At 36.1% G+C, this 19,346-nt stretch carries 15 protein-coding genes; 7 read left to right on the top strand and 8 right to left on the bottom strand.

Annotation, left to right across the window (positions count from 1 at the left end):
* Positions 1-9: 9 nt before the first annotated feature.
* Positions 10-1,359, bottom strand: a complete 1,350-nt coding sequence (locus ACFOWM_RS02935) for a M20/M25/M40 family metallo-hydrolase (protein WP_379706860.1) — start codon at positions 1,357-1,359, stop codon at positions 10-12.
* Positions 1,360-1,382: 23 nt separating this feature from the next.
* The gene (locus tag ACFOWM_RS02930; protein ID WP_379706857.1) at positions 1,383-2,432 is read right to left on the bottom strand and encodes an RluA family pseudouridine synthase; all 1,050 of its coding nucleotides are present in this window, start codon (positions 2,430-2,432) and stop codon (positions 1,383-1,385) included.
* A gap of 141 nt (positions 2,433-2,573) precedes the next feature.
* Between ACFOWM_RS02930 and lipB the strand changes: the two genes are divergently transcribed.
* Positions 2,574-3,287 carry a lipoyl(octanoyl) transferase LipB gene (gene lipB, locus ACFOWM_RS02925; RefSeq protein WP_379706855.1) on the top strand — a complete coding sequence of 238 codons (714 nt, stop codon included), beginning with the start codon at positions 2,574-2,576 and terminating at the stop codon, positions 3,285-3,287.
* Here the strand turns inward: lipB and ACFOWM_RS02920 are convergent.
* A complete protein-coding gene (locus ACFOWM_RS02920; RefSeq protein WP_379706852.1) occupies positions 3,274-4,071 on the bottom strand; it encodes a hypothetical protein in 798 nt (265 codons plus the stop codon). The two genes, lipB and ACFOWM_RS02920, sit on opposite strands and share 14 nt — an antisense overlap.
* 149 nt (positions 4,072-4,220) lie before the next feature.
* Positions 4,221-5,129, bottom strand: coding sequence for a 1-aminocyclopropane-1-carboxylate deaminase/D-cysteine desulfhydrase (locus tag ACFOWM_RS02915; RefSeq protein WP_379706850.1), 909 nt, complete (start codon positions 5,127-5,129; stop codon positions 4,221-4,223).
* Between the two features lie 87 nt (positions 5,130-5,216).
* On the opposite strand from ACFOWM_RS02915, the gene ACFOWM_RS02910 reads away from it, so the two are divergent.
* Positions 5,217-6,116 (top strand): nucleotidyltransferase family protein, encoded by a 900-nt coding sequence (locus ACFOWM_RS02910; RefSeq protein ID WP_379706847.1) that lies wholly within the window; start codon positions 5,217-5,219, stop codon positions 6,114-6,116.
* A gap of 70 nt (positions 6,117-6,186) precedes the next feature.
* On the opposite strand, the gene ACFOWM_RS02905 is transcribed toward ACFOWM_RS02910, so the two are convergent.
* Positions 6,187-7,308: a S1 family peptidase gene (locus ACFOWM_RS02905; protein ID WP_379706845.1), complete on the bottom strand. Its 1,122-nt coding sequence runs from the start codon at positions 7,306-7,308 to the stop codon at positions 6,187-6,189.
* On the bottom strand, positions 7,308-7,874 hold the full coding sequence (locus tag ACFOWM_RS02900) for an RNA polymerase sigma factor (protein WP_379706844.1): 567 nt from the start codon (positions 7,872-7,874) through the stop codon (positions 7,308-7,310). The genes ACFOWM_RS02905 and ACFOWM_RS02900 overlap by 1 nt, the downstream gene beginning before the upstream one ends.
* A gap of 144 nt (positions 7,875-8,018) precedes the next feature.
* On the opposite strand from ACFOWM_RS02900, the gene ACFOWM_RS02895 reads away from it, so the two are divergent.
* The 5 genes from ACFOWM_RS02895 to ACFOWM_RS02875 all read left to right on the top strand — a co-directional run bounded on the left by ACFOWM_RS02895 (position 8,019) and on the right by ACFOWM_RS02875 (position 12,837).
* On the top strand, positions 8,019-8,222 hold the full coding sequence (locus ACFOWM_RS02895) for a hypothetical protein (protein ID WP_379706842.1): 204 nt from the start codon (positions 8,019-8,021) through the stop codon (positions 8,220-8,222).
* A gap of 216 nt (positions 8,223-8,438) precedes the next feature.
* The gene (locus tag ACFOWM_RS02890) at positions 8,439-9,524 is read left to right on the top strand and encodes a chorismate mutase (RefSeq protein WP_379706841.1); all 1,086 of its coding nucleotides are present in this window, start codon (positions 8,439-8,441) and stop codon (positions 9,522-9,524) included.
* Positions 9,521-10,549: a 3-dehydroquinate synthase gene (aroB, locus tag ACFOWM_RS02885; protein WP_379706839.1), complete on the top strand. Its 1,029-nt coding sequence runs from the start codon at positions 9,521-9,523 to the stop codon at positions 10,547-10,549. The genes ACFOWM_RS02890 and aroB overlap by 4 nt, the downstream gene beginning before the upstream one ends.
* Complete coding sequence (aroA, locus tag ACFOWM_RS02880; RefSeq protein ID WP_379706838.1) at positions 10,549-11,832, top strand: 3-phosphoshikimate 1-carboxyvinyltransferase; 1,284 nt, start codon at positions 10,549-10,551, stop codon at positions 11,830-11,832. The genes aroB and aroA overlap by 1 nt, the downstream gene beginning before the upstream one ends.
* A gap of 3 nt (positions 11,833-11,835) precedes the next feature.
* Positions 11,836-12,837, top strand: a complete 1,002-nt coding sequence (locus ACFOWM_RS02875; protein WP_379706835.1) for a chorismate synthase — start codon at positions 11,836-11,838, stop codon at positions 12,835-12,837.
* Between the two features lie 78 nt (positions 12,838-12,915).
* Here ACFOWM_RS02875 and ACFOWM_RS02870 read toward each other — a convergent pair whose 3' ends face one another.
* Both ACFOWM_RS02870 and ACFOWM_RS02865 read right to left on the bottom strand, forming a co-directional pair.
* On the bottom strand, positions 12,916-18,927 hold the full coding sequence (locus tag ACFOWM_RS02870) for an Ig-like domain-containing protein (RefSeq protein ID WP_379706833.1): 6,012 nt from the start codon (positions 18,925-18,927) through the stop codon (positions 12,916-12,918).
* 28 nt (positions 18,928-18,955) lie between these two features.
* Positions 18,956-19,333 carry a hypothetical protein gene (locus ACFOWM_RS02865; RefSeq protein ID WP_379706832.1) on the bottom strand — a complete coding sequence of 126 codons (378 nt, stop codon included), beginning with the start codon at positions 19,331-19,333 and terminating at the stop codon, positions 18,956-18,958.
* Between the last annotated feature and the right edge of the window lie 13 nt (positions 19,334-19,346).

Here is a 19,346-nt window from a genome sequence, read left to right as displayed (position 1 = left end):
AATAAATTTTTAACGGCCTACACTTGGTACTACAGGTAAACTTTCATTACCGCTTTCGTTAACGGCTTGTACTGCAAAAAAGTAATTGTCTTTTGAATAAGGTACCGTTATTTCAGTGGTATTAGTAAATATTTTCTTTTGCCAAACAGCACTAGTTGTTTCTCTTACTAACAAATAATATCCTTTTACATTACCTGTTGCTGATGGCTTCCAATACAAATATGAGCTATTGCCTAAACGCTTTACATCAATTTTTACATCAACCGGCATAGTTGGTGCTTTTGCAAGGTTGGCTAACGTACTCAAGTTAATGGCAGTGTTTTTTCTTAAATATTCAAAATCAATAAACTCAATTAAATCGCCATATTGTATGCCATTTTCTTTTCTTACATCTTGGTGTTGATGGGTATAATTTTCATTCATCTCAGTAATTCTTACCGCAGTAAATCCGTTTTCAACAAATGGCGTATGGTCGCCCCCACGTAAAAAACGATCATTTCTGTACACAAGTTTCACTTCAATATTATCAACATAGCGTTCGCCAATTTCTTTTACATAACGGGCTAATTGTCTACTCTTGCCATCATTTTCTAATCCTAATTGACGTATATTTTTGGCATTTTTTTCTAATTCAAAAGCCGATAATCCCTCACTGAAAACCCTCACTTGTGTATTGTTAATGATATTGGTTTCGTTGCTATTGTTGCTGCCCATAATGTCATTATTTAAAACAGCTTCAATATTTACATTATTGGCTTTCGATTTTGTGGCCATATAAGTAGCACCCAATAGGCCTTGCTCTTCGCCACTAACAGCCATAAAAATAATGGTAGCACCAAAATTTTGTTTGCTCATAATTCGTGCACACTCCAACACAGCCGCAACGCCACTTGCATCATCATTTGCACCAGGTGCATCACCTACACGGTCCATTACATTGGTACGCATATTATCTAAATGGCCGGTAATAATAAACACCCTATTATCATTAGGATTGGTACCTTTTAATGTAGCCACCACATTGCCTAACAGTAGGGTAGTATCTACCCGACGTTTATCTGGCTGCAACGTTGTAGTATCAATAAAAGCGGTTAATCTTCCATTTGATTGCAAAGCAAATTGATTGAATTTTTGTAACACATATTGCCTTGCAGCACCAATACCACGTTTAGGGTTGGTTTGGGTACTTAACGTATTTCTAGTACCAAAATTTACCATTGTTTGTATATACGAACGCAACGAATCGGGAAATACTTCATTGACCATATTGGCAATAGTGACATCTCTATTAACCGTTGTTTGGGCATTGCCGTAATTCAATAAACTCAATAAAATGCCACAACTCAAAATCTTTTTCATATTGAATGATATTTTAAAATATTTTATTCTGTTTCGTTTTTGAACAAACTATAACGACGCCATTTTGCTATCAAATCGGTCATATCTTGCGGCAATTCGCTATTAAACATTAATTGTTCGTTGGTTACAGGGTGCACAAATCCGAGTTCTTTTGCATGTAATGCTTGTCTTGGACAAATAGCAAAACAGTTGTCAACAAATTGCTTATACTTGGTATACACCGTACCTTTTACAATTCTATCGCCGCCATAAAACTCATCATTAAATAATGGATGGCCTTTGTATTGCATGTGTACCCTTATTTGGTGCGTACGTCCGGTTTCTAACCTACATTCTACCACTGATACATAGTTAAAATTTTCTAACACCGTGTAATGGGTAATAGCATCTTTTCCACTATCACCATCTGGGTAAACAGTAAATAATTTCCTGTTTTTAAAATGCCTACCTACATGCCCAATTATGGTACCTTCAGGGGTTTCAAAATTACCCCAAACAACTGCTACATAACGCCTGTGCACCGTATGGTTTGCAAATTGTTTAGCCAACTCGGCCATTACTTTTTGTTTTTTTGCAATAACAATAAGGCCAGATGTATTTTTATCAATACGATGTACTAAGCCAAAACGAGTGAGTTCTTTTTCATCAATTTCAGGACAATGATGTTTTAAATGCCATGCCACCGCATTTATTAAAGTATGATTGGGGTTGCCACTGCCGGGGTGTACCACCATACCTACTGGTTTGTTAATCACCATCAAATCATCATCTTCATACACAATATCAAGCGGAATATCTTCTGGTAAAATTTCGGTTGATTCTGGGTTGCTTGTATCAAACACTACAATTTTATCAGCAGCCCTTGTTTTATAATTATTTTTTACAGGCTTATCATTTACCAACACCAATTCTTCTTCAATAGCCTTTTGAATTTTGCTACGAGTAGCGCCTTCAATTCGTTGCATTAAAAACTTATCAATACGCAGTGCAACTTGTCCTTTATCAACAATAATGGAGAGCTTTTCATACAGCTCTTCACTTTCAACATTATCGTCCATTATTATATCTTCCATAAACATCAATTAAAGTGCAATATACGAGTTGATTGTAGAAGAAAAAACGTTTGTAATACTGTATTTACGCTGTTAGTGGCGGTAAGGTATTTAAAATACAATTTTGTTTAAACGAAGTTATCTTTGTAAAAATATATTTACATGCCAGTTGTTTTATTTGATGATTTAGGAATGATTGATTACCAAAAAGCATGGGATTACCAAGAACAGTTATTAAAAACCAATGTTGATATAAAAACGCAGTTGCGTAATGATGCAACTTTAAGTAATAAGCTTTCAACAAAACACTATTTTTTTTTATGTGAACACCCACCTGTGTATACCTTGGGTAAAAGTGGCGATATTAAAAACGTGTTGTTAAGCGAACAACAATTAGCGGCACAAAAGATACAGTTTTTTAAAACCAACCGTGGTGGCGATATCACCTTCCATGGACCACAACAAATAGTAGGTTACCCTATTTTAGATTTAGAACATTTTTACACTGACATTGGGCGGTATTTACGTAACCTCGAAGAAGTTATTATTTTAACCATTGCAGCGTTTGGTATTAAAGGAGAAAGAAGTGCAGGTGAAACGGGTGTGTGGATTGACCCCGACAAAAAAGGTTATGAAAGAAAAATTTGTGCTATTGGTGTACGATGCAGCCGTTGGGTAACCATGCATGGTTTTGCCCTAAATGTAAATACTGATTTAAATTACTTTAACCATATTATCCCTTGTGGTATTGTAAACAAACAAGTAACATCCATTGAAAAAGAAGTGGGCGCTAAGGTAGATATGGATGAAGTTAAAGCTGCCATACAACGCAATTTTAAAAAAGTATTTGAGGTTGATTTAGTTACAACTTCTTAGCATCTTTTAAAATTTGAAATTTATTATCTTCTATTAATGTTCCGTTTTCGTATAGTTCAAAACGAAACCAACCCGTACGTACAAAGTTTACTTTTTCAACAATAAGGTACTCTTCATTCAATTTTTTTAATTCGAATAGAAAAGTTTCGTTTTCATCGAAAAACTTTGCCGTGTATTTACTTGTAGCATAGTTAGGTAAATGTATAACCACGTTGTTATCTTTCGCTGTAAATATGGTATTACTTGGGTAAGTAATGGTGGGCTTAACAGGCGGTATGTTAACATCTGCTTTGTTAGGTAAAGTAATGGAAGGCTTGTTGATGTTATTGTTTTTTATGGTAGCTGCTTTATCAGCAGGCGAATAAATTTTTGCAACACCATTTACATTAACGTACCAAGGATATTGTTCTAAGTTTTCATCTGCATCCGCTAAAACTACTTCATCTTTAACAGGTTTTGAAGGGTTTGTAATTACATAACTACCGCCTTCAAACGCAATAAATATGCGGTAATACATTTTTTTGAATGGAGGGTTAACATCTGTATACCCATTCTCCCTGCTTTGTGCACTGAGCACACTCCCAACGGTGCTAAAGTTTTTTAAACTATCGTACGATCGTTGAATGTTAATGGTTGTTACTGGTTTGGTATAGTCATTCACCCAACTAACAATTACACTATTATTCACTGTTTTTACTGTGATAGCAGGTAGTGGTGCTTGCTGTGCCCAAGCAACCATTTTTAAAAAACAAAACAAAAAGATATAGCCAATACGTTGCTTCAAGAATGGTTGTTTTTAACAGTAGTGCAGCATATTATAAAAAAATAACATGTTCACTTACTTAATATATTGTGATTTTAAACAATTATGTACAAATATAATAGCATAATCGTTTTTATAAAAAGGGATTATTATAAGTGCTGTTAAAAAAATTAGAAATTCAACATGTTACTTGGCAATGAATTGTTGCCTTGTAAGCCTCCAGTGTGTACACAAAAAATTTTACTGCCTTTTTTAAAATAGCCTGCTTTTATTTTTTCAATAACAGCATACATCATTTTTGAAGTGTACACAATATCTGTTTCAATATTAGTATCCTCATAAAATTTATTCATAAATGCGATGAGTGAAGGAGGGTGTTTTGCATAACCACCAAAATGAGCATCATTAAAAACAGTATAGGTACCGTGGTTTTGTTGCGTTAAATAACGAATTCTATCATCTAAATCCATCATATTTTTTATAACTGGTACTGCAATAAGTTCAACATTATTATGCTTGTTGTTTTTTACTAGTCCTGCAAAAGTAGTGGCGGTACCTACAGCACAACAAATATGTGTTGGGTTATGGTTAATCATAAAATTGTACATTAAACCAGCACCTTTACAACCCTCCACACCATAGCCACCTTCAGGTATAACCAAACAAGGGTCGTAAGTATTTTTTATTTGAGCAAAAGCAATTTCATTATTTTCATAATTTTTGTACGCATTTCTACTAATGAATTGTAGCTCCATTCCAAATGCTATACATTGTTGTAATGTATGTGAAATATTTTTTGGTTTTTCGCCACGAACAATGCCAATGCTCTTTAATTGTTGTTGTTTACAAGCAAAAGCTGTGGCTACTAAATGGTTTGAAAAAGCACCACCAAATGTTACAATGGTAGTTACTTTATTTTCAGCGGCTGTATTTAAATAATGATATAGTTTAAAAAGTTTGTTGCCCGATACTATGTTGTGAATTTTATCGAATCGCACCATATGTAATGTTACACCATGTGCAATTGTATAGTTGGTTGTAATGTTGTCAATAGATATTTTTTCATAAGGTATTTGCATGTAAAAGGTTATCTATTTATTAAAATGAAGGTTTATATATTGTGATACGATTCCGCTATTTTTGTCAACGCAAATTAAAATATTACAATGAAACCCACTTTATTAATATTAGCAGCCGGTATGGCAAGTAGGTACGGCAGCATGAAACAAACCGAAGGTTTTGGCCCAGGTGGTGAAACCATTATGGACTACTCTATATTTAACGCAATACGTGCAGGTTTTGGCAAAGTTGTATTTATTATAAGAAAAGATTTTGCTGATAATTTTAAATCAGTTTTTAATGAAAAGTTACAAGGTAAAATTGAGGTTGATTATGTGTATCAAGAACTAGATAGTTTTATACCAACAGATAAATTAAATACGGAACGTACCAAGCCTTGGGGTACTGGGCATGCTATGTTATGTGCAAAAGATGCTGTAAAAGAGCCATTTTGTGTAATTAACGCAGATGATTTTTACGGAAAAGATGCTTTTGAAAAAGCAGCTAGCTTTTTAAATAACCAATGTAGTGAAACCGAAATGGCTTTAATTGGTTATCAACTAGCGAATACCTTAAGTGAGCATGGCACGGTAAGTAGGGGTGTTTGTGAAGTTAATGAACAACAACAATTAACAACTGTTACGGAACGTACCAAAATTTTTGCAAAAGATGGTACTATTGTTTATGAAGAAAACGAACAATATTATCCTTTAGCTGCTGATACCAAAGTGTCAATGAATTTTTGGTGTTTCCACCCATCAATATTTCAATTAACGGCTCGTTTGTTTGAAGAATTTATTTTAAATAATAACCACGAACCTAAAGCTGAATTTTTTATACCTTACATAGCAGCTCAGTTTCTAAAAAATGACTCACATAAAATTCATGTAATAGGAACCACTTCGCAGTGGTTTGGTGTTACTTATAAAGAAGATGCTGATGGCGTAAGAGAAAGTTTATATGCGCTGATTGATGCTGGTGAATACCCTACACATTTATGGTCTTAAAAATATCTTGAAAATAAAAAAGCGCTTACAATAATGTAGGCGCTTTTTTGTTGGTTGTTGTTGATTATAATTAGTTTCCTTTAATCATAAAAACATAATCTTCCATTTTTTTAACCTGGTTCACTCTATCAACACCTTTTAAACTTGGGTTTGATGATATTTTGATATTACTGTATTGCTTTTGTTTTTTAACTTCTTCAATTGCTCTGTAAATATTGATAGATTTTATGGCGAAAACCACTCCAGTTGCATTGGTTTCTTCGCTTGAAATAATTCCAATTAAATCACCGTTTTTGCTAATTACAGGCGAACCGCTATTACCTTCATTAGCTGCTGTGCTTAATTGGCAATATGATGTATCTAATTGATAACCATTTTTAGCACTTACATAACCTTCACTATATACAATCTCTTTTTTAGGATAACCCAACATAAAAATTTGTTCACCTAACTCCACACTATTCTTACGAATGTTATAAGGTAAATTTGGTAAACGCCTAAAATTGGTATCAGTAATTTTTACAATTGCTAAATCGTTTTTTGCATTTACATATATGGCAGTAGCATTAAATTGTTCACCTGCGTTATTTTCAATTATTAAACGATGAGTAGCTTCTTTAATTACGTGTGCATTGGTTACGAGGTAATTATTTGCAGCATCAATCATAAAACCTGTTGCTCTAAAACTAGAATTTAATGTAGGTTTGGTAGGTGTATTTGCAACAGCACCTTCTTCTGCTAACTGATCTAATTTCTTTTCAATTTTCCTCGTTTTATCTTCTTGCTCATTAATTTTTTGAACAAGCGGATTGATGTTATTGTCGTTTTTAGTAGTTACCGTCGTTACTAATGAAGCCATTAAAATAGAAACGAAACCAGCAATAGAAGCTGCAACTGCAATCGTTTTTTTATAACGATGCCATAATTGAATAATTTTAGCGGTAGGTTTATGACTACGTTCTGCTATGAAATTTTCATTAATTAAGTTGCTTTCAACTTCGTTTAATAAACTTTTAAAATTTTTATGATCGCTGTATTGATTCAATTGATTTAAAAAGAACAACTGCTCCACCACGGCTTGGTCAAGCTCAGGATTATTTTTACGGAGGTCTTCAAAATAAATTTTTTCTTCGGCAGACATTTCTCCGTTCACAAATCTTTCAGCAGCGTCTATTAATAAAATATCTTCCATTATGAGTTGTTTTTATACTGGGCAAAGAAAAGTTTCTTTAACCTCACCAAACATTTATATTTCTGTGTTTTTGCATTATCGGCATTGGTATAACCAAATTCGGTTGCAATAACGTTCATATGTTTTTTTTGTAGGTAATACGCTTGTAATAAACTTTTACAAGGTTCACCTATTTTGTCCATGGCAGCTTCCATCATTACAAAGTTATTTTGTAATTGTTGGTGGTGCTCAACATCATCATCAACAGGTATTGTTTCTTCAATATGTTCATTTTGATGCGTATACCGTTGTTGTTGCTGTAACTTTTTTAACCATAACCTACGAGCAATTGAGTATAAATAAGTTTTTAACAAACTTTGCAACTCAAATTGGCCCGTTTTTAATTTTTCAAAAAGTACAATAACTGTTTCTTGAAAAAGATCTGCAGCATCATCTTTACTACCAGCATTTGCCAAAACCATTGATTGTATCATTGTATAATGTGCTTTATACAGTTGTTCAATGGCTTTTTTATCTTCCCTAGCTATTCCTTCAATCAATATTTTGTCTTGCTCTATTGTGCTCACCTAGTATGCTTATTTATTAATACAAATTAATGGTAATGGTAACCCAAAAAAAAATTAAAAAAATATTTTAAAATAGTGGGTTACCTTTTTTAACTGTTGGTATTAATAATCAAATTATAATTTTAAACTTAACAAACAAAGAAAATGAAAAAATTCCTTGCAATCGCAGCTATCGCAGCAACTTTCACAGCATGTAACGACGAGAAAAAAGCAGAAGCTACTGAAGCTCCTAAAGCTGATTCTCCAAAAGTAGAAATGACTGCTCCTGTTGTTGATTCACCAAAAGTTGATTCTCCAAAAGTAGAAGCTCCAAAAGTTGATTCACCAAAAGTAGAAGTAAAGAAGTAATTCTTAATAGCTTTAAAAAATTGAAAGCCATTCCTTTTAGGAGTGGCTTTCGTTTTTTCTGTATTTAGGTAAGTTATTACACTCACTTATAATAATTTTGTATTGAAGCATTTAAATTTTTTGTTGATATAATTACCTTTTTTATATCATTATTTACTTTAGTTTAATTTTATAATTAATTTGTAATTATACACTTGTATTATTAATTGAAATTTGATGATTGAGCATTTAAAAAATATTTGGAATAAAAGACCCCTAATAATTAGTGGTCCTTGCAGTGCTGAAACGGAAGCGCAAGTTTTAAAAACAGCAACTGATTTAGCAGCATCCAACAAAATTGATGTATTGAGGGCAGGTATTTGGAAACCTCGAACCAAACCTGGCTTATTTGAGGGTATAGGCACAATTGGTTTAACATGGTTGGCTCAAGCAAAAGCTATTACAGGCTTACCTACAACTGTTGAAGTAGCTACGGCCCAACATGTGGAAGAAGCCTTGAAACATGGCGTTGATATATTATGGATTGGTGCAAGAACTACCGTAAACCCATTTAGTGTTCAAGAAGTAGCTGATGTTTTAAAAGGTGTTGACATACCCGTACTTGTAAAAAACCCAATTAATCCCGATTTGGAACTTTGGAGTGGTGCTTTAGAAAGATTACAAAAAGTGGGTTTGCAAGATGTTGGTATGATTCACCGTGGGTTTTCATCATACGGTAATACAGAATATAGAAATGCACCAATGTGGCACTTGGCTATTGAAATGAAGATGCGTTATCCTGAATTATTAATGATTTGCGATCCATCACACATTTGCGGTAATAGGGTATTGTTGCAAGATGTTGCTCAAAAAAGTATCGATTTAGATTTTGGCGGTTTAATGATTGAATCTCACATTGACCCAGATAATGCATGGAGCGATGCAAAGCAACAAATAACGCCAGAAACATTGTCAAAAATGATTGATAACCTTATTTGGAGGGTAAAATCTGAACAAGATGAAGCGACTGAATTATCGTTATTACGAGAAAGGGTTGATCAAGTAGATGATGAATTATTATTGTTACTCAGCAGGCGCATGAAAATTGCTGATAAAATTGGCAGCTATAAAAAAGATAATAACCTTACTATTTTACAAACGGAACGCTGGAACCAAATTTTAAAAAGAGCACTCGATAAAAGTGCTAGTTTACAACTAAGTAAAACGTTTATTACAAAGTATTTTGATGCAGTACATTTAGAAAGCATACAACATCAAAACAGCATTATGAACGATATGGGAAAAAAATTAAACGAATTATGAAAACAGAAGCTGTTCATTATGAAGGAGGTTTGGTAAATCATTATTTCGATGCCAATATTGCATTCATCAATGAATTACATGATGCTCAAAAAATAGTGATCCTTACTGATGAAACTGTTTTCAGTCTTCATGCGTCATCATTTCAATTATTTCCCGTAATTAAAATTAATGGTACCGAGGCCAATAAAACACAACAAACAGTTGATATTATCATTAACGAATTACTCAATTTAAATGTTGATAAATCGTGGATGTTAGTAGCTGTTGGTGGTGGCGTTATTACTGATATGGGTGGTTATGTGGCAAGTATTTTTAAAAGAGGCATTAAACTGGGCTTGGTACCCACTACTATTTTGGGTATGACAGATGCCGCAATTGGAGGCAAAAATGGTGTTAACGTTGGTCAATATAAAAATATGGTAGGTACAACCTATCGGCCACAATATATATTGTTCGATTACAATTTTTTACAAACGTTACCTAAAGCTGAATGGGTGAACGGATTTGCAGAAATTATTAAGCATGCTTGTATTAAAGATTTAGAAATGTTTAATACTTTATCGAAAAATAATATTTATTATTATATAAACAATATTAATGCAATAGCAAATTTAATTGAACAAAATGTTCAAATAAAAACCAGTGTTGTTGTGAATGATGAGTTTGAAAATGGTGAAAGACTATTATTAAATTTCGGTCATACTTTTGGGCATGCAATTGAAAATTTATACCATTTACCACATGGTTCAGCTATTAGTATCGGGATGATGATAGCATGTAAAATATCAGAAGAAATCAATGGATTTTATTCTTCACAAAAGGAACAAGTTGCACAATTATTAACCCAATATCATTTACCAATTAAAATAAGTTTTGATAAAAAAGCAGTTTTTGATTTATTGGTAAAAGATAAAAAACGTTCTGGTAATTACATCAATTTTGTATTACTAAACGCAATAGGAAATGCCGCTATCCAAAAAATAAGTTTTGAACAATTAGCTGATTTGAACGAACAAATTTTATAATGCAAGTAACTGTTTCTCCTAGTACCGTATCGGGTATTTTAAATGCACCTGTTTCAAAAAGTGCTATGCAACGAGCTTGTGCAGCAGCATTATTGCACAATGGTGCCACTAACTTATATAATTTTGGTAACAGTAATGATGACAAAGCAGCTTTAAATATTATTCAGCAATTAGGTGTTACAGTTAAAGAGATGCATGATCATCTATCCATAACTTCCAATGGCTTTCCTCCAACACAAAAAATAAATGCTACCACTATACATTGTGGTGAAAGTGGTTTATCGTTTAGAATGTTTGCACCTATTGTTGCCACATCTGTAATGCCCATAACACTTACCGGCGAAGGTAGTTTGGTAAAAAGGTCTATGTCTTTTTTTGATGAAGTAATGCCCCTTTTACATGTAGGCATACAATCAAACAATGGATTTTTACCGTTACAATTAAAGGGTCCATTAGTGGCTGATGATATTATTATTGATGGCTCAATGAGTTCGCAATACCTTACAGGTTTGTTATTTGCTTTTGCTCATACTGTTACTTCTACTAAAACTATTACCGTAAATAACCTAAAAAGCAAACCTTATATTGATTTAACGTTGCAGGTAATGCAACATTTTGGTTATCAAATTAAGCATTCAAATTACCAACAGTTCATCATCGAACCACATAAAAATAAGGCTTCATCAACAATAAATTATTTGGTTGAAGGCGATTGGAGTAATGCGGCTTTTTTATTAGTTGCCGGTGCTATTGCAGGTGATGTTACAATTAAGGGTTTACAACCAACATCTACCCAAGCAGATAAGGCCATAGTTACTGTTTTACGTTCTGCCAATGCAACTATTAATGTTGATAATGATGTTATTGCTGTACATAAAAGTGATCTCCATGCATTTGAATTTGATGCTACAGATGCGCCAGATTTATTTCCTCCTTTAGCAGTATTGGCGGTAAATTGTAAAGGTACTTCCGTAATAAAAGGTGTGCATCGTTTGACATCTAAAGAAAGTGATAGGGCAGTTGCTATTAAAGATATTTTTACAAAAATGGGTGCAAGTATTTGGGTTGATAATGATGCTATGTATATTGAAGGGGCTACTTTACAAGGTGCTACTGTACATTCACATCACGATCATCGTATTGCAATGGCAGCCACAGTTGCTGCTTTAAAGGCATCATCAACCGTTATTATAAATGATGCTGCTGCTGTTAACAAATCATATCCAACATTTTATAGTGATATTGCTAAACTTGGTGTGCCCATCATTGAAACGTACATTTGATATATGAACAGTTTTGGAACAATTTTTCGAGTACATATTTTTGGTGAATCGCATGGCCCGTCTGTTGGTATAACATTAGATGGTTGTCCGGCAGGTATACCATTGTCAGCTGCTGATTTTGTACATGATATTGAAAGGCGAAAAGGCGGTACCCAGCTTGGAACAACTCCCCGTAAGGAAGATGATATACCTATTTTTTTATCGGGTGTTTTTAATGATACTACCACTGGTGCTCCATTAACCATTATTTTTGAAAACAATAATACCCGTAGTAACGATTACACTAAACAACGTACTACGCCAAGGCCTGGACATGCTGATTTTACAGCTTCCATAAAAATGGGTGGTTTTGAAGATTATAGGGGTGGGGGGCATTTTAGTGGCCGGTTAACTGTTTGTTTAGTGGCAGCCGGTGTAATTGCAAAAAAAATATTGGCCCTTAAAAATATTCATTGTTCAGCAATTTTGAAAGAAGTTGGCGGTGAAGCTGATATTGAAAAAGGTATTGCAAATGCTGTTGCTTTAGGTGATAGTGTGGGTGGTATTGTTGAATGCGTAACAACGAATGTTCCTGTGGGTTTAGGTGAGCCCTTTTTTAACAGTGCAGAATCTTTAATTAGCCATGCTGTTTTTGCAATACCAGCCATTAAAGGTATTGAATTTGGAAGCGGCTTTGCTGCTGCCAAAATGTACGGTTCTACACATAATGATGCTATTCAAAATAAAGAAGGCGTTACATTAACTAACCATGCTGCCGGTATTGTGGGAGGTATTACCAATGGTAATGAAATTATTTTTCGGGTAGCGGTAAAACCAACTTCATCAACCCCTAAAGTGCAACAAACTTACGATAACCAAGCTGATACTGTAGTACCATTTTCGGTGAAGGGGCGTCATGATTTGTGTATTGCATTGAGAGTACCCGTTGTGCTAGAAGCAGTTACATCAATGGTATTAGTTGATTTATTGATGTTAGAACAACAGGTTGGTAGGGTTATAAAATAAAAAAAAGTGAAACTTTAAATGATGTCCATAAAAAAACTCCAATCAAACGATTGGAGTTTTTTTATGGATTGTGTTGAATTATCTAATCAAATTTACGGTGCCTTGCATTTCTACTACTTTACCGTCTTTATCTCTTCCTTTTACCATCCAAACATAAACCCCTGCAATAGCTGGTTTACCTTTAAATGTTCCATCCCAACCTTTTAACCATTGGTTAGTTTCAAAAACCAATTCGCCGTACCTGTTGAAAATTCTGAAATAAGTGGTATTTGATATTCCTACTGGTATTGGTCTAAAGATATCGTTTTGACCATCACCATTCGGTGAAAATGCATTCGGAACATAATAGTTTGGACCGTTGTATACTTTCACAAAAACAGAATCTAATCCTGAACAACCAATTGCATCTTCTACTTTTAAGAAGAAATTAGCATCGTTGTTTAAAGTAACGAATGGTCGTTGTGCAAATGGATTACTAATTGTAGCGGTAGGTGATGACCAAGTATACCTTGTACCGCCTGACCCTTGTAATTGGAACGGAGCACCTTTTACAGCAATGGTATCATTTCCTGCAAATGCTCTTATTACTGGTTGAACCACCACTTTTACTGAATCTGATACTGTAAAATCACAACCATAGGTAGCTAATGTTGTTACTACCGTTAATTTGTATGTTGTTGATTTTGTTGGGTAAGCCCATGTAGAAATAGCATTTGGTGTTCTTAAACTGTCTGTTGGAGTCCATGTGTATGATGTTATTGCACCTGTTGTATGTGTAACAATACCAGTTAGTAATGTGGAATCATTTAAACAAATCGGTGTGTTTGGTCCAGCATCTACAATTGGTTTCCAATTTACATTTACATTGATTGTATCTTCTGCTGAACATCCACCCAATGTAGCTTTTAAAATATATTGTGCATTATTCACTGGGTTTACTGTTGCTCCTTTTAATATCCTGTTATTAATAGTACTATTTGGAACACCTAAAGCTCTCCATTCGTATGCAGCCGCTTCAGGATTTACAGTTGGTGCAAAGGTTAATGATGCACCTTCACATATAGTAGTATCGTTACCAATATTAACCGATAAACTATTATTTACATTTACTACAATTGCAGCTCTTGGTCCTTCACAACTACCAGTTGTGGTAGTTTGACTAACATAATAAGTAGTTGTACCAGGTGTTGCAGTTGATGGAGTAGGTGCTGTTGCGCTGCCCGTTCCACCTGTCGCTGTGGTATACCATAATAAATTAGTGCCAGTAGCAGTTAATTGTGTTGCTGCATCACCAGGACAATAATTTACTGGTGTTACAACTGTAGGTGCCAAAGGTGTTGCAATTACATCTACGGTTATACTTGCTCTTGGTCCTTCACAATTGTTATTAGTTTGACTTACATAATAAACTGTTGTACCAGGAGTTGTGGTAGAAGGTGTTGGAGCAGTAGCACTACCCGTACCGCCAGTTGCAACCGTATACCATAGTAAATTATTACCAGTAGCAGTTAGAGTTGCCGCAGTAGCATTTTCACAATAAACAAAGTTTGATGTTACCGTAGGTGCTAATGGTGTAGGGTTTACAGTAACTGTAATACTGCTTCTTGGTCCCTCACATGTATTTACTGATTGACTAACATAATAAGTGGTAACTCCAGCGGTTGTAGTACTTGGTGTTGGAGCAGTTGTGCTACCTGTACCTCCTGTTGCTGTGGTGTACCATAATAAATTAGTACCAGTAGCAGTTAAAGCAGTTGCTACTTCATCTTGACAATAAGTAAGAGTGCTTGTAACAGTAGGGGCAGCAGGTGTAGCAGTTATATTTACTGTAATACTTGCTCTAGGCCCTTCGCAGTTGTTAATAGTTTGACTTACATAATAAATAGTAGACCCAGCCGTAGTACTTGATGGTGTTGGAGCTGTAGTACTTCCAGTGCCACCTGTTGCAGTAGTGTACCATAATAAATTGCTTCCTGTAGCACTTAATGCAACAGTTGGTGCATTTTGACAATAATCAATGGTACTTGTTACTGTAGGTAAAGCCGGTGTAGCGTTTACAATTACATCAATACTTGCTCTTGGTCCTTCACAAACACCTACTGTTTGACTCACATAATAAGTAGTAGTACCTGCTGTTGCAGTTGAAGGTGTAGGTGCGGTGGCGCTTCCTGTACCGCCGGTTGCTGAAGTATACCATAATAAATTGGTACCATTTGCAGTGAGTGGAACTGCTGTTGTATTTTGACAATACGTAACAGGTGTACTCACCGTTGGAGCAGCAGGTGTAGTATTTATAGTTACAGTTATCGTTGCTCTTGGTCCTTCACAACCATTGATAGTTTGACTAACATAAAAATTGGTGTTACCAACAGTTGCTGTAGAAGGTGTTGGTGCGGTAGCACTACCTGTACCACCTGTTGCAGCAGTGTACCATAATAAATTAGTACCTGTTGCAGTTAATGGTGTAGCAGCGGTACCTTGGCAATAAGATATCGGACTTGTTACTGTAGGTGCAGCTGGTGTAGCCGTAACATTTACAGTTATGGCAGCTCTTGGTCCTTCACAAGTTCCTTGTGTTGAACTCACATAATAAGTAGTGGTTCCACCAACAGCAGTAGATGGTGTTGGAGCCGTTGTACTACCTGTACCGCCAGTTGCAACAGTATACCATAATAAATTGGTGCCGGTTGCAGTTAACGCAGTTGCTGTAGCCCCTTGACAATAAGCTATTGGACTTACAACTGTTGGCGCAGCTGGCGTTGGGTTGATGGTTACAGTGATACTAGCTCTTGGTCCTTCACATGTACCTGTGGTTTGACTCACATAATATGTGGTTGAACCAGGTGTAGTGGTAGAAGGTGTTGGAGCCGTTGCACTACCCGTACCACCTGTTGCTGTAGTGTACCATAATAAATTAGTACCTGTTGCTGTTAATGCTACTGCAGTAGCACCTTGGCAATATGTAACAGGGCTTGCTACAGTTGGAGCAGTTGGAGTGCTATTAATAGTAACCGTAATACTAGCTCTTGGTCCTTCACATGTACCTGTACTTTGGCTAACATAATAAATAGTTGAACCCACGGTTACAGTTGATGGTATTGGTGCAGTTGTGCTACCTGTACCACCCGTTGCGGTGGTATACCATAACAAGTTTGTACCTGTTGCAGTTAATGCGGTTGCGGTGTTGCCTTGACAGTATGTAACAGGTGTTGTAACCGTTGGAGCTGCAGGTGTTGCAGTAACATTTACCACGATAGCTGCTCTTGGTCCTTCACAATTGTTAATTGTTTGGCTTACATAATATGTTGTTGAACCTCCACTAGCAGTAGAAGGTGTTGGTGCCGTTACACTACCCGTACCACCTGTAGCAGTTGTATACCATAATAAGTTGGTACCAGTAGCAGCTAAAGGCACAGCCGTTGCATTTTGACAATATGCAATTGGTGTAGTAGCAGTTGGTGCAGCAGGCGTAGCATTTACAGTAACCGTTATTGATGTTCTCGGCGACTCACAATTATTATTTGTTTGGCTTACATAGTAAATGGTGGTTCCTGCTGTGGTTGTAGAAGGTGTTGGCGCTGTAGCACTACCTGTACCGCCTGTTGCCACAGTATACCATAGTAAATTGGTGCCCGTTGCAGTTAAGACAGTTGCTGGTGTATTTTGACAATAAGTGTATGTTGTAGTTGCAGTAGGAGCAGCCGGAATTGCATTCACAATTACATTAATAAGGGCTCTTGGTCCTTCACAACCATTGATAGTTTGACTAACATAATAATTGGTGTTACCAATAGTTGCGGTAGAAGGTGTTGGTGCTGTTGCACTACCAGTACCGCCTGTTGCTACAGTATACCACAATAAATTAGTACCTGTTGCAGTAAGAGCAACTGCTACATCGTTTTGGCAATAAGTAACTGGAGTAGTAACTGTTGGGGCTGCAGGTGTCGCAGTAATGTTTACTACAATAGCAGCTCTTGGTCCTTCACAAGTACCCGTTGTTTGGCTTACATAATAAGTAGTAGAACCAGCCGTTGCGGTTGAAGGCGTAGGCGCTGTAGCGCTACCTGTACCACCCGTTGCAGTTGTATACCATAATAAGTTAGTACCCGTTGCAGTTAAAGGAACTGCTGTTGCATTTTGGCAATAGGTTACAGGGGTTGTAACCGTTGGAGCTGCAGGCGTTGGGTTGATCGTAACGGTGATGCTAGCTCTTGGGCTTTCACAAGTACCAGCTGTTTGACTCACATAATAAGTGGTTGAACCAGGGGTAGTGGTAGAAGGGGTTGGTGCCGTTGCACTACCTGTGCCACCCGTTGCAGTAGTGTACCATAATAAGTTAGTACCTGTTGCAGTTAAAGCCACCGCTGTAGCACCTTGGCAATAAGTAACAGGTGTTGTAACTGTTGGAGCTGCTGGTGGTGCAGTAACATTTACTACAATGGCAGCACGAGGGCTTTCACATGTAGCAACTGTTTGACTAACATAATAAGTAGTAGAACCAATAGTTGCGGTAGAAGGTGTTGGTGCTGTTGCACTACCAGTACCACCCGTTGCAGCAGTGTACCATAATAAGTTAGTACCTGTTGCTGTAAGAGGAACTGCTACATCGTTTTGGCAATAAGTAACCGGTGATGTAACCGTTGGAGCCGCAGGTGTTGCAGTAACATTTACTACAATAGCGGCTCTTGGACTTTCGCAACCTGATACTGTTTGGCTTACATAATAAGTAGTAGAACCAGCCGTTGCGGTAGAAGGCGTAGGCGCTGTTGCACTACCCGTTCCACCCGTTGCAGTAGTGTACCATAATAAGTTGGTACCCGTTGCAGTTAAAGGAACTGCTATTGCATTTTGGCAATAGGTAACAGGTGTAGTAACAGTTGGTGCCGGACCACCTGTTGTTGATGGTGTGAATGTAACATTTGTACTAGCTGAACAACCACCGGCATCAGTTGCTGTTAACGTATAATTTGTACCATTTAAGCCTGTAAATATACCTGTGGTATTTGTCAATCCACCTGGATTGAGTGTATAAGTAACCGCTCCATTTGCACCCGTAATAGTAACACCGTTTATACTACCTGTAGGAGTAGTACAAGATGGATTAGTAGTTTGTACACCAGTTATTGCAAGTGTTGCAGCACAAGATCCAGGAATTAAGAAAGCTCTTCTAGTAGCACATGTATTACCAGTAGGGCAACATTGTGCATATAAAGTTGTACCCGCAGGGCAAGCACTTCCAGGTGGATCGTAAACAAATGGCGAACCAGAACCAACTTGTGTGCCGCCAACTGATGCTGTCCACCATGTGATAGTATTGCTATTTCCACAACCACCATTTAAAGTAGCGGTGTAATTTGTTGGTGTAGTTGTACAGTTTGTAGTTGGAGTAGTAGCTGTTGGTAAAGGACTAAATAACGGAGTGGTACATGCAATTGTACCAATTTGATATTGAATGGTATGATTAGAGTTATCTGGAACGTTCCAACAACCCGTTCCACCATCAGCAGTACCACGTATTTTAAAAATTACTTGATTTGAATTTAATGTGCTATTACAAAGTGTTAAATCAAAAGTAAATGCATAATCTATATCACAGTCAGCTATAGCATCTCCATAGTTGTTTCCAGCATTTCCATCATTTGAAGCTATACTACCACAGCATGCATTGGCTGTAGTTCCATCAAAATAGAAGCCAGGACCGCCTACGATACCAGCAGAACAATTAGCCCCAGTACATCCACTAAATGCCGCCCAACCTGCTGGTAAACCTACAGCAGTTACAGTGAAACCAGAATTTGTTGGAAAAAATAAGCCATGAATCCAGTTAACTCCAGGCGTTTGATTCCAACGTACGTTTGTTATACTAAAACGAATAGTAGTTGTACCGCATGGGTCAGTACATGCTAATTGTCCGCCTACAACGGTTGTACCAGTACTACTTATTAAATTGGCAGTTACATTGGGTAATCCTAAGCCGCAAGTAGTAAACCTTCCCGTAGCTGATACAGCCGAAACAGTTAGTGGTTGTGCATAAGTAAGTTCTACAAAACAAAGTGTTAATAGAACAGAAAAAAGTATTTTTTTTATCATCACAATAATTTTGAATTGCTTGAGGTTTCTATTTTGTAGTTTGTAATGCTGAAATCATTTTAGTAAATATTGTTCGAGGTAAATATTCATCTTGATCTTTAAAAAGATTTAAACAGAAATTACACATCATTATTCTGTCTTCATTTGATAAAGCTGGATTATATATTACTTTTAGAAAAATCGTTTGTTTTAAAACTAATGATTGATTATATCCTCTACTTGCAGCATATAATTTTAATGCATTCGTCATTGAATCTGAAACTAAGACGTTTTGACTTTTTGTGATCATGTTATATAATCTATCATGATCTTCATTTGGCGCTTTTACCTTATTTGCTGATTGGCTAAATGCTGTACTTAGTACTAAAAAATAGGCAGCAGTTAAAAGGAACAATTTTTTATTCATAATGTGTAATTGA

The organism is Ferruginibacter yonginensis (assembly GCF_042651465.1).
Classification (GTDB): domain Bacteria; phylum Bacteroidota; class Bacteroidia; order Chitinophagales; family Chitinophagaceae; genus Ferruginibacter; species Ferruginibacter yonginensis.
This window is presented reverse-complemented; position numbering and strand designations above follow the sequence as displayed.

What these genes read in the sequence shown, in the direction of transcription:
- ACFOWM_RS02935 (WP_379706860.1), bottom strand. Translation starts at nt 1,359, where the DNA reads ATGAAAAAGATTTTGAGTTGTGGCATTTTATTGAGTTTATTGAATTAC.
- ACFOWM_RS02930 (WP_379706857.1), bottom strand. Translation starts at nt 2,432, where the DNA reads ATGGAAGATATAATAATGGACGATAATGTTGAAAGTGAAGAGCTGTAT.
- lipB (WP_379706855.1), top strand. Translation starts at nt 2,574, where the DNA reads ATGCCAGTTGTTTTATTTGATGATTTAGGAATGATTGATTACCAAAAA.
- ACFOWM_RS02915 (WP_379706850.1), bottom strand. Translation starts at nt 5,129, where the DNA reads ATGCAAATACCTTATGAAAAAATATCTATTGACAACATTACAACCAAC.
- ACFOWM_RS02910 (WP_379706847.1), top strand. Translation starts at nt 5,217, where the DNA reads ATGAAACCCACTTTATTAATATTAGCAGCCGGTATGGCAAGTAGGTAC.
- ACFOWM_RS02905 (WP_379706845.1), bottom strand. Translation starts at nt 7,308, where the DNA reads ATGGAAGATATTTTATTAATAGACGCTGCTGAAAGATTTGTGAACGGA.
- ACFOWM_RS02895 (WP_379706842.1), top strand. Translation starts at nt 8,019, where the DNA reads ATGAAAAAATTCCTTGCAATCGCAGCTATCGCAGCAACTTTCACAGCA.
- ACFOWM_RS02890 (WP_379706841.1), top strand. Translation starts at nt 8,439, where the DNA reads ATGATTGAGCATTTAAAAAATATTTGGAATAAAAGACCCCTAATAATT.
- aroB (WP_379706839.1), top strand. Translation starts at nt 9,521, where the DNA reads ATGAAAACAGAAGCTGTTCATTATGAAGGAGGTTTGGTAAATCATTAT.
- aroA (WP_379706838.1), top strand. Translation starts at nt 10,549, where the DNA reads ATGCAAGTAACTGTTTCTCCTAGTACCGTATCGGGTATTTTAAATGCA.
- ACFOWM_RS02875 (WP_379706835.1), top strand. Translation starts at nt 11,836, where the DNA reads ATGAACAGTTTTGGAACAATTTTTCGAGTACATATTTTTGGTGAATCG.
- ACFOWM_RS02870 (WP_379706833.1), bottom strand. Translation starts at nt 18,927, where the DNA reads ATGATAAAAAAAATACTTTTTTCTGTTCTATTAACACTTTGTTTTGTA.
- ACFOWM_RS02865 (WP_379706832.1), bottom strand. Translation starts at nt 19,333, where the DNA reads ATGAATAAAAAATTGTTCCTTTTAACTGCTGCCTATTTTTTAGTACTA.